This window comes from Streptomyces sp. NPDC000410 (genome assembly GCF_040300305.1).
In the GTDB taxonomy this organism is placed as follows: Bacteria; Actinomycetota; Actinomycetes; order Streptomycetales; family Streptomycetaceae; genus Streptomyces.
This window is the reverse complement of the sequence record NZ_JBEPDM010000096.1, coordinates 1-9,671: the sequence shown is the minus strand read 5'-3', so window position 1 is coordinate 9,671 and position 9,671 is coordinate 1. Positions and strand designations below refer to the sequence as shown.

At 66.5% G+C, this 9,671-nt stretch carries 8 protein-coding genes and 2 pseudogenes; 6 read left to right on the top strand and 4 right to left on the bottom strand.

Annotated elements, in window-relative coordinates; genetic code table 11:
* Positions 1-266, top strand: a pseudogene (locus tag ABT342_RS38375) (hypothetical protein); the annotation flags it as partial.
* Here ABT342_RS38375 and ABT342_RS37370 read toward each other — a convergent pair.
* Positions 263-541 (bottom strand): hypothetical protein, encoded by a 279-nt coding sequence (locus ABT342_RS37370; RefSeq protein WP_351583832.1) that lies wholly within the window; start codon positions 539-541, stop codon positions 263-265. The pseudogene ABT342_RS38375 and the gene ABT342_RS37370 sit on opposite strands and share 4 nt — an antisense overlap.
* 425 nt (positions 542-966) lie before the next feature.
* Here ABT342_RS37370 and ABT342_RS37365 point away from each other — a divergent pair, with 425 nt between their 5' ends.
* Complete coding sequence (locus tag ABT342_RS37365; RefSeq protein WP_351583829.1) at positions 967-2,178, top strand: outer membrane protein assembly factor BamB family protein; 1,212 nt, start codon at positions 967-969, stop codon at positions 2,176-2,178.
* Between the two features lie 638 nt (positions 2,179-2,816).
* Here ABT342_RS37365 and ABT342_RS37360 read toward each other — a convergent pair.
* The 3 genes and pseudogenes from ABT342_RS37360 to ABT342_RS37345 all read right to left on the bottom strand — a co-directional run.
* The gene (locus tag ABT342_RS37360; protein WP_351583826.1) at positions 2,817-3,572 is read right to left on the bottom strand and encodes a transposase family protein; all 756 of its coding nucleotides are present in this window, start codon (positions 3,570-3,572) and stop codon (positions 2,817-2,819) included.
* Between the two features lie 129 nt (positions 3,573-3,701).
* A protein-coding gene (locus ABT342_RS38370; RefSeq protein WP_502965684.1) for an IS630 family transposase occupies positions 3,702-4,780 on the bottom strand; the annotation gives its coding sequence in 2 pieces (ribosomal slippage) (positions 3,702-4,279 and positions 4,279-4,780; 1,080 coding nt in all).
* A 127-nt stretch (positions 4,781-4,907) separates the two neighbouring features.
* Positions 4,908-5,581 (bottom strand): annotated as a pseudogene (locus ABT342_RS37345) (transposase); the annotation flags it as partial.
* Between the two features lie 229 nt (positions 5,582-5,810).
* Here ABT342_RS37345 and ABT342_RS37340 point away from each other — a divergent pair.
* The 4 genes from ABT342_RS37340 (at position 5,811) to ABT342_RS37325 (ending at position 9,532) form a co-directional block, all read left to right on the top strand.
* Positions 5,811-6,236 (top strand): hypothetical protein, encoded by a 426-nt coding sequence (locus tag ABT342_RS37340; protein ID WP_351583821.1) that lies wholly within the window; start codon positions 5,811-5,813, stop codon positions 6,234-6,236.
* A gap of 66 nt (positions 6,237-6,302) precedes the next feature.
* A complete protein-coding gene (locus tag ABT342_RS37335) occupies positions 6,303-8,462 on the top strand; it encodes a hypothetical protein (protein ID WP_351583819.1) in 2,160 nt (719 codons plus the stop codon).
* Positions 8,462-9,037: a hypothetical protein gene (locus ABT342_RS37330; protein ID WP_351583816.1), complete on the top strand. Its 576-nt coding sequence runs from the start codon at positions 8,462-8,464 to the stop codon at positions 9,035-9,037. Before ABT342_RS37335 ends, ABT342_RS37330 begins: the two co-directional genes overlap by 1 nt.
* 78 nt (positions 9,038-9,115) lie before the next feature.
* Positions 9,116-9,532 carry a hypothetical protein gene (locus tag ABT342_RS37325; protein WP_351583813.1) on the top strand — a complete coding sequence of 139 codons (417 nt, stop codon included), beginning with the start codon at positions 9,116-9,118 and terminating at the stop codon, positions 9,530-9,532.
* The last annotated feature ends 139 nt before the right edge of the window (positions 9,533-9,671 follow it).

The following is a 9,671-nucleotide window of genomic DNA, read 5'->3' as shown; positions in this document are numbered from 1 at the left end:
CGTCCCCTACGCCCTCTGGTGCGCGGCGGGACACCTCGACGACCTGCATGAGGGCCTGTGGTTCACCGTCGCCGGGCGTGGCGATATCGACACCAGAGTCCTCCCGCCGCTACCTGCCCGTGTTCGGCGGGCCGGCCGAACTCATGGAGCTGGACGGGGCGCAGCACGGGTTCGCGGTGCACGAGGATCCGCAGTACCTCGATCCGAGGTCTCAGGCGTGGCAGGCCGCGGTGATTGAGCGGGTGGCCGCGTTCTTGGCGAGCTAGGTCGGCAGCGCGGTCAGGGCGTGGCGTAACTCCCGTACGGCGGAGCGGCGTGCGTAGGGGCGCAGCTCGAAGGCGGTGCGGCGGAGTTCGCCGAGGGCCTGGCCGAAGCCGGGGTTGGCGGCGAGCTGGAGCGCGGACAGGGCGGTGGTGGCGGCGTTGTCGGGTTGTCCCGCAGCGGCTAGGGCTCCGGCCAGGTGTGCGGTGAAGAACGCGCGCCGCTGGAGTAGCCGCTGGAGGCGTATCGGATCCTCAGCGGCCTGACACGCAGCGCACACGAACTGCCCCAGCTGCTCGAGCTCCTGGAGGGCGGCACGAGCGGCTGCGCGCAGGCGACCGCCTTGCTACAGACTTCAGGGGCGCATCGCTGGAGGAGAAGCCGCAGGACTTCCGGGCAGGCCTCGCCGAGGCCAGCGAGGCAGCCCAGGCCGTCGAGCGAGGCCTGGACAAGGCCTATCGCGCTATCGGTCACGTCTCGTACAAGGAAGCGGCCGAGCCCCAGTCCTAGGCCGCTTCTTTCGGATCACCCCCGACCAGTTCGAGACGACCTGGCCCTCTCCGTGCAGGTTTGCTGCCGAGTGGTCGGAGACCCTCCGGTCTCCAGGGAACCCCAGCGCTATGGTCGTCGTGATCGCGAAGATCAGGAGATGGGGGAGAGATGGGCACAAGAGCTAGGACGCGGCGATGGGCCGCGGCAGGAGTCATGCTGGCGGCAACGGTGTTGGTCGCCTGCGGAGACGGCGGCTCATCGGACGGGAAGTCGTCCGGCGAGTCCGCGGAACCTTCCCATGCGACTTCCAAGGGGCCAAGCCGTCCGGCGTTCGATCCGCCCGTGCGCTTCGGCGGGCCTACGGTCGAATTGCCGAGTGCCACCCAGCCGAGTACGACGAGCGGGGAAGCGACACGGCCTGCGGTCACGCTTGCCGACGGGGTTGCCTACATCACCGCCGAGGGGGGATTGGAAGCGATCGACACCGGGACCGGTGAGCCGCGGTGGGATGTGAATACGAAGCACGCCGCGGACCTGGGCGGTTTCGGAAGCAATCGTGTCGCTCCCCTGGTCTCGGCTGACGGTAAAACCGTGTACGCCGCCTGGAACAGGGATGTGGAGGGTGAAGGGACAAGGCCGGACCGATCCGTGATCGAGGTGCTGGCCGTCGAGACGGCCACCGGTAAGACGGCATGGTCGGCAGAGATCGCAGCCGCTCCCAGCGCTACCGGGCTCAGCGCCATCCCGATCGGGGCCGACGAGATGCTCGCGCCGCAGGTCATCGGAGTCGATGCCGGCACAGCGCTCGTTACTGCGGCCGACACCACGTATGCCGTTGAACCCTCCGCGGGCACCGTCCGCTGGAGGAAGCCCGATTTTCGTGCGGTGACCCTCGCTGACGGCGTCGTTGCCGGCGGTGAGAAGACGGGGTTCGGCGAAGGCAGGCTGTTGGGACTTGCCGCGGCCACGGGCGAGCAGCGGTGGGCGGTGGCGGATGCGCGGCAGCCGGCCGCAGCCGCGCCGCGGTTGCTGAGCGCAAGCCTCAATGACAAGACACTCGTCGTGGATGCGGTCAGCGGTGAGCGGCGAGTGGCGCTCGATGGCGAGGGCTGGCGGTGCCGCCACGACGCACAGTCCCTGGTCCTGTGTTCCAAGTACGGGTACGGGGCGGCAAACCGCGGGATCACCGTGTTCGACGCCGCTTCGGTTCAGAAACAGTGGACGTTGCCCGACGGTTCCGGACGGACGGTGCCGAAGGTCAGCGGATTCTGGCACGGTGCCGTGTACGGGGAGGTGGGCGACGAGCCGATCGTCCTGGACGGCAAGACGGGACGGGATCGACAGACTTCTGCCGGCGCCGCGCCAAACGAGATCGATCGGTACGGCGGTGTAGTGGGATCCACGTTCCATCGCGCCGCAGGCTGACATGGGCGTATCCCGGAGGTGACCTCAACGGTCTCCGCCAGTTGTGGTGCGCTGGGGCGGAGCACGGTGCCGCTGGACATCTGCTGCGCCGCCTCATTCGCGGTCGAATTTCTATAACCGCCGCAGGTCTCGGCGGCGCAGCCCGCCCCGGTCAACCGGTGGCGCCGCCCTCGCGGGCCGCGTGCACGGTCTGCCTCATGTCCCGAGGTAGGCCACCGTCCCTTGGCACCGCCCGGCACATCGCCCCCGCGGCCGCACCGCCGGCATGGCCGGCCGAGAGCCTCCTGGTTGCGTTCCATGTCGTACGAGGTCAGGTTCGCGTACCGCGTGGCGTGGGCGCCGCGGAACCGCCGCGCTCGAGGCAGCGGCAGACAAAGCTCACCGACCGGCGCTCCGCATCGCCAGCACGGCCGCACGTAGACCACATAGCTCTCACCTGTGACCGGACCTTCGCCGGGGCCCAGCCGGGCGACGACGTACAAATGCCAGTCCGGCGGGTCGGGACCATCCCATTCGTCCATGCCCTCAGCATGTAGTCCGCGCCGCAGGTCCCCTGAACAGCCGGCCAGCTGTCGAAGTGGCCGCTTCGCGGATCCCCGGAGCCTATCCGCCCCTCGGTCAATGAGCCTTTTCCAACCTCACGCTGACGCGTGGTGAAGGAGGAGGATGGCCTGGACGATCGCTGTGATGCGGTTGGTGCTGCAGCGGAGCTTCCGTAGGAGGCGCCAGCCCTTCAGGGTGGCCATGGCCTGCTCGCCGAGGCAGCGGATCTTGGCGTGGGTGGTGTTGTGGCGGCGCTGCCACCGCTTGAGGCGTCGGCCCCGAAACGGTACGCGGACGGGGCTTCCGGCGCCGTGGTACGCCTTGTCCGCCCAGCACCTGAGTCCTGCTTCGGCGAGGGCTTCGATGATCCCGTGCTGCCGCGCGGCGGTCAGGTCGTGAGTCGAGCCGGGCAGAGCCGGCGAGATCCAGAGCAGCCGTCCGAACGGATCGGCGAGAACCTGCACGTTCATGCCGTGGCGCTTGTGCTTCCCGGAGTAATAGGGGGTGTCGGCGGCGATGCGATCGATCGGCAGCAGGGTGCCGTCGAGGATGACGAACGCCTTCTCCCGTATCGTCCGCATCGCCTCGGCCAGAGACGGGGCAAGGCCGGCCAGGGCCCCGACGGCCTCGCGTACGTAGCGATAGACGGTCGCGATCCCGACGCCGAACCCGGAGGCCAGCTGGGCGTAGGTGTCACCGCATCGCAGGTGAGCCAGGGCGAGCAGGGCCTGTCGCGAGGCGGGAAGGCGCCGCCAGCGCGTCCCGATCTCCTGCCGCCTGGCCTCCAGCCGCCTGGTCAGGAACCGCAAGGTGCGGCTGGACAGATCAATCGCCGACGGGTAGACAAGCACGCGAAGCTCCTGGCAGACACGGGTGATCTTGGTCGAGAACCCGTCTACCAGGAGCTTCGTCGTTGCGCAGACCCGTCCAACTCGCGGTCATCGACGCCAGCTTGGAAAGAGCTCACTGACTTCGGCTCGTCAAGGTGATGCCGGGTCGTTGAGGGTCAGGCCGGTGCCGGCTATGAACCCGTCGAGGGTGTCGGGCCGGTATTGAAGCCGTTTGAGCCGGTTGCGGACGAGGGTTTCGAGTCGGTCGAGGGCCATGACGGCGAGGTTGGCCAGGCTGCGTTTGACGTGTGCCCAGACGCCTTCGACCGGATTCAGGTCGGGCGAGTAGGCGGGCAGCAGGAACACTGTCAGCCATGTCCGCTCGGCGACGAGGTCCCGCATCTTGCGCGAGACATGGGTGTTCAGCCGGTCCCAGATCAGCGCGATCGGCGCCCTGACCAGCTGATGGACGCCGTCGACCAGCGTGATGAAGTCCCGCTCGTCCATGCTGCGGCGCTTGCCCTTGCCCGCGGGGTGGGTCCGCAGCCGGTGGCTCAGCCGGGTCCGGGAGCCGGGCCGCATGGCGATCAGCCCGGCCACCGACAGCCGTCCCGAGCGGCGCCCGCTTACCGTCACGACCGGGGTGCAGCCGCGCCGGCCCCAGGTCCGTCCCCTGGGCGGCCGACGGGTGAAGCCGGCTTCGTCCTCGAAGCAGACGTAGCCCCCGCAGGCCGCCCGGGCCCTTTCACCTCCGCCCAGGTCGCCTCCTTCCACACGGTCACGGCCTGCTCGTCACGCTCGGCGACCCGCCGCGCGGGGACCTGCGGGCTGAAGCCGAGCCGGTGCATCAACCTGGTGGCACCCGAGACGCTGTAGGAGACGTGGAACTTCCGGCCGATCAGCGTGGCCACCCTCGACGCGGTCCACACCTGGTCATCCACCCAGCCGTGCGCCGCCGGACCTTCCTCCAGGAACCTTGCCAGTTTCTCCAGGCAGTACGGCGCCAGCCGGCACCGCGAACCACTCGGTCCACGCGAGACCAGTGCCGCAGCCCCGCCGTCGCGCCACAGTTGGTGCCATTGGTAGGCCGACTTCAGGCTTACCCGCAGGCGCCGGGCGACCTCCGGCGGCTTGGCCTTCTGCTCGAACAGCTCGACCGCCTGCATCCGTACCGATTCACGGAGCTGACGCCCTGCAGGGGTCAGCCCGCCCCCATCCGCATACCTCACACACCACGGGGTACAGCCACGACTCCAGGCCCAGCAGGCACTTCACCAAGATTCACCCCTACGAGCCGAAGTCGGTAGCCTCGCCGTTTCGGTTGGGGTGAGGAGACGTCGCTGTGTGTCTGCTGTCGCGCGCGAGTGCCTGGTCGAACACCGCGATGTGATCGGTGGCGGTGTTGGCGCCGGCGTTGCCGGGTCGCAGCCGCCCGGACAGTGCCTCGCCGGTGTTGGCGAGGAAGCACAGCAGCGGGCGGAAGCGGAAACCGCCCTTGTAGGTGGGTGCGGCCTGCTCCTTCTCGGAGTGGCAGGTGATCAGCGTGGCGTCGAGGTCCAGGATGAGGCCGGGTAGTACGCGTCCCGCAGCCCGGGCAGCGGGTATGCCCTCACCGATCTCGGCGGCCTGCAGCCAGGCGACCTCCCGGGCCGAAGCGCGGCCCGCGCGCACAGAAGCCAGTGCCTGCTCGTCCACGTCGGCGAGCAGCCGCCAGGCCGTCGGTGTCGAGGCGACCGAGCCGAACACTTCGGCCTGGTCCCGCAGCACGGCCAGGTCCGCGATGGCCTCGCCGCCGTCGGCGAGCATCACCGCCAGGTCGGTGGCCATCCGTCCCGGATCATGGTCCCGCGAGGCCGCAGCGGCCTGAGAGCGGTGGAGTACGCGGCGGTCAGCCCCGTGGCATCGGCAAGATCCGCCAGCAACCATGCCCCGGTATGACCGACCACCCCCGAACCATCGTCACTGACATGGACCTTGGGACGCAACCCGATACCCTGCACGTAGAAAGTGCCCTCCGCTTGGACCGACAGAGCCCCTCAGCAAGGTTCATCGCCCCAGGTCAGGAAGGCACTTTCGCGTTTCCGCCTCGCCAGCCGCCAAACCCAAGCGAAACGGCGAGGCTAGGATGATCGATGGTGTGCCGGTCTGAGGGAGTGGTCATCGTGCCGCGAGGGGAGGTCGGAGCGGCATTCGGCAGGACGGGCACCAGGTACGGCGGCGGCCGCTCACTGGAGACGGCGATCACTATGGGGGACGTTGATGGGCTGGGACGAGTGGGAGCAGACCAAGGCCGATGTCGCGGCCCGTTCTGAAACCCGCATGCAGGTGAACAGTGCGGCTGGCCCGGCCGGACCGCCTGATCTCAAGACCAACGCACATGGCAAGGGCGGGGCGATGAAGGCCCTGGCAGAGCTGATCCAGCCCGGGGTGGACAAGGCGGGCGTGCATGCCGACGAGCCGACGGATGCGGCGGAGCGGGCCTTCAGCGGCTGGGCGACCGGCTCCGGCCTGACGGACGCGCACGAGGAGTGGGCGCGACAGGTGCAGAACCTGAAGGTGCGTCTCGCAGGTGACCAGGCGGCTCTGAGCAATACGCGGAGGGACTTCCAGTACGTCGACCACGGCGTGTACAGCGGGCTCTCCGGCATCGACGTTCCGACGCCGGGGCCACGTCGGGATGCCTGACGTCGACTCTTCGCCGGCTTGTGCCGGTAACCGAGCTCAGCGCCCAGCAAACGGAGAGGAGTAGGGATGCTCACCTACCAGGAGGTCATGACCATCCGTTTGACGCCGCTGACGACTGCGGCTGTCTCATGGGACCAGATGGCCGACGGCTTCGCGCGCTTGGGCGAAGCCTACCGGGACACCGTTCAGGTGGTGGCGAGCGACGGCTCGTGGGTAGGCGCCAGCGCCGACGCGGCGAAGTCCCGTTTCGCTGCGACGCGTGGGCAGTTCGACGCTGCGGCGGCCGAAGCCCGTGCCATCGCGTCGATCCTCCGGGACATCTATGCACAGTTCACAGAACGAATACAGGCGGTCCGGCACTTGGTGGAGTCTGCCAAGGAAGCCGACATGTACATAGACGCCAAGGGACAGGCGCACGTCGACGACAGCAAAAGCAAGGGCACCGCGAGTGGTGTCCTCGACACCGCTACCCGCGCCATGCAGGAAGCAGCCTGGACCGCCGCCGTGGCTTCTGCCGTCCAGGCGGTCGACGACGCCGACCAGGGCGCCAAGCTGGCACTTCGCGATGCCGCCGGAATCAAGAGCTTCCTCGAGGAAGCGGTCGACCAGGCCCGGGGTACAGCACACGACTTCAATGGGAACGCGGTCGGTGACATCGAGGCCGTCGAGGCACGCGAGGCCAAGAAATACGCGGATCAGATTCTGGCCGGCGAGAAGCCTTCAGATCCGGAGGAGTGGGCGCGTCTGATGCGTGACAACTCCGGAGACAAGCAGTTCAGTGAGATGGTGCTGAACCATCTCGGGCCCGAGGGCACCATCAAGGTGACCAACCAGCTCAACACCTTCGCCTACGATTCGGACACGGGTAGCAAGCAGCACTACCTCGGGGCGGAACGGGGCCTCGCCAACGCGCTCGCCACGGCGACACAGGACCCGAAGTCCCAGTTCTACAAGGACTTCCAAGCCGGTATGAAGGAAGCCGGTATGAAGCGGTACGAGTGGCAGGGCGAGAAGGTCCGCGGGTACCAGTCCCTCGTCACCTTGATGCAGCACGGCGAAGGCTACTCGGACCGGTTCATGCACGACATCGGTGACGACCTGATCGCCGCTGAGAAGGCCGACAAGGGCAACGACAACTGGGACCTGCCCAAGCGGTTCGTCACGTCCCGGGACGAGTGGTTCGCGAACGATCCCCTCGATGGCCTGCTCGGGATCATGAGCAAGGACCCGGAGGCCTCGGCAGCGTTCCTCGACCCCAAGTCCGACCCCCACCCGGACGACGACAAGAAGCAGGGGAACGACCGGCTCGAGTACCTGACGCGCAAGCGCGACTGGGAGATCGTCGACGGAAACCCCCACATGAGAGTGCCCGCCGACACCCTCTACGGCGACCCCCTTCGCAGCCAGGACGTCCAGGACGCGCAGGACAGGGCCGGGTTCGGGGCGGCACTGGTGGCGGCAACAACGGGCATCGACCCGAACAACTCGGGCGGCGGTTACGTCGAGCACTCCGCGGCGAACAACCGCGTCTTCGAGGGTGCACTGAAGCATCTCTCCGCCGAGGGCAACGACTTCCCTCCGAGTCTGCGCACGCCCATGGCGGTGGCCATGGGCAACTACGGGGACGACGTACACGCCGCGGCAAGTTCCCACAATGATCGAGAGAGCCCTCTGGACCGCGGGCACGTGCTGGAAGTGGCGAAACAGATTTCACGGGACCAATTCGCCTACGGAACGCTCCAGGACGGCATTAACCGCGAGATGATTTACGATATAAACACTGGGAAGGAGGGCTCATACCAGCCCCTGGAGCGGGCAGCGCGCACGATCGGTTTCTTGGAGGAGGCTCGATACCAGGGACTTGAGGTGGACGCGAATGACGCCAAGAGTAAGGCCGCCTGGGAAGCTAAGTGGGACTATCACACGTGGGGTGGTGTAGTGAACTTCATCCCGCATGTAGGCGACGCGGCACAGCGAGGCGTAGATGCTTATACGGCAAGGTGGCTCGAAGAAGAAGTCGAGAGAATTGAGTCCGGGCGGGCGCGCGAAAACTTCGATACTGGGAACGATCGAGAAGGGCGAATCGAGGTCCTGGCTAAGCATTGGAGAGCTGAAAATCCGGAGGCGGCACGCCGGGAAGAGCTTTGGGACACGGAGCAGCGGGCCGACGCTGCAGCCATGTCGGGAAATGCGGCTGCTCGCCGGGTGGGAAGCAAGGGGTCATAATGCGCACCGCCAAGATCGCATGGTTCGGCCTTGCCGTCTTGTTCATTTCAGGCTGCTCCGGGGAGTCGGAGTACGACTATGCCGTTCCTTCTGAAGTTTGCAGAGTCAACATTCCGGCGTCAGAAATCAAGCCGTTGCTCCGTCCAGGCAAGGTGATCAAAGAAACCTTCCGTGAAATTGGGCTACGCTCCGGCGAGCATCATAGCTGCGACCTTGTAGTCGACAAAAAGCAGGACGTGTCGATTTCCGTATCGCGGCAGACTGGAGAACTGGACATCGCCGAAAAGGCAGCCGACAAATACGTCAACCTCAATCGGGTGTCCGTGAGTTCGGGTGTCACCAGTGCGGCAGTCGGGGATGACGGTGCCGTCGCGTGGATGAAATGCAAACCTAAAGCGGGTCAGCCGCAGTATGAGTTTCCGGAAGCCAAGCAAGGAGAATACAGTCACCTGGCCCTGGAGGTCCGAACAGAAAGCGAAAGTGACGGGGTAAAGAATAGTGGGCAGCGGCGTGCAGAAATCGAAAGTTTCTTGCGCGCGTACGTGCCGGCATTGATGAAAGACTGGTGCTCGTGACCGCAGTGCGGCGAGGCGTCGCGGTCATCCTTTGTGTCATGGCGGTGGGGGTGACGGGATAAAATTCTGCGGGGCCCCGTGGCCAAGGAGAGCTTCTCTCCGCTCCTGCCGGACGGCGAAACCCTTGAAGAAAAGCATAGTGAGTTCAGGTCCCGGCTCGGTGCGGCCTGCTCCGTGAGTGTGGATGGCCGTAAGGCTCTATCCGTCAATCTGCTGGTATGGGACCGCCCCGCCGACCCGGTGGACTGGGAGTCCTTGGCCTCCCAGCATCCGAACGCTGCCAAGCGGGAAGTGGCGTTTCCCGGCGATGCCGTGATTGGAAGCGACTACGCCGTACTCCAGGCGAAGTGTGACTCCTCGCCGTCGTACATGTCGTTCGTTTTCTACTTCCGTGGCGATCGTGTCGAGGACACCCCCGAGGGATACGAGAAGCTCCAGCGTTTCATCAACGAATTCGTGCCCCCGGCGACGAAGCGCTTCGGCTGTACCAAGTAGCTGTCATCGTGGAACCGTCACAGCCACGGTGCGCCGCCTCCTTAGAGCTCGTAACACGATCATGAGTTGTGCTTCTTGAGGCGTCTCCAGCAGATGAGGCTGCAGGCGAGGGAGACGAAGGCGTCGTGGAGTTCGGTGC

What these genes read in the sequence shown, in the direction of transcription:
- ABT342_RS37365 (WP_351583829.1), top strand. Translation starts at nt 967, where the DNA reads ATGCTGGCGGCAACGGTGTTGGTCGCCTGCGGAGACGGCGGCTCATCG.
- ABT342_RS37340 (WP_351583821.1), top strand. Translation starts at nt 5,811, where the DNA reads ATGGGCTGGGACGAGTGGGAGCAGACCAAGGCCGATGTCGCGGCCCGT.
- ABT342_RS37335 (WP_351583819.1), top strand. Translation starts at nt 6,303, where the DNA reads ATGCTCACCTACCAGGAGGTCATGACCATCCGTTTGACGCCGCTGACG.
- ABT342_RS37330 (WP_351583816.1), top strand. Translation starts at nt 8,462, where the DNA reads ATGCGCACCGCCAAGATCGCATGGTTCGGCCTTGCCGTCTTGTTCATT.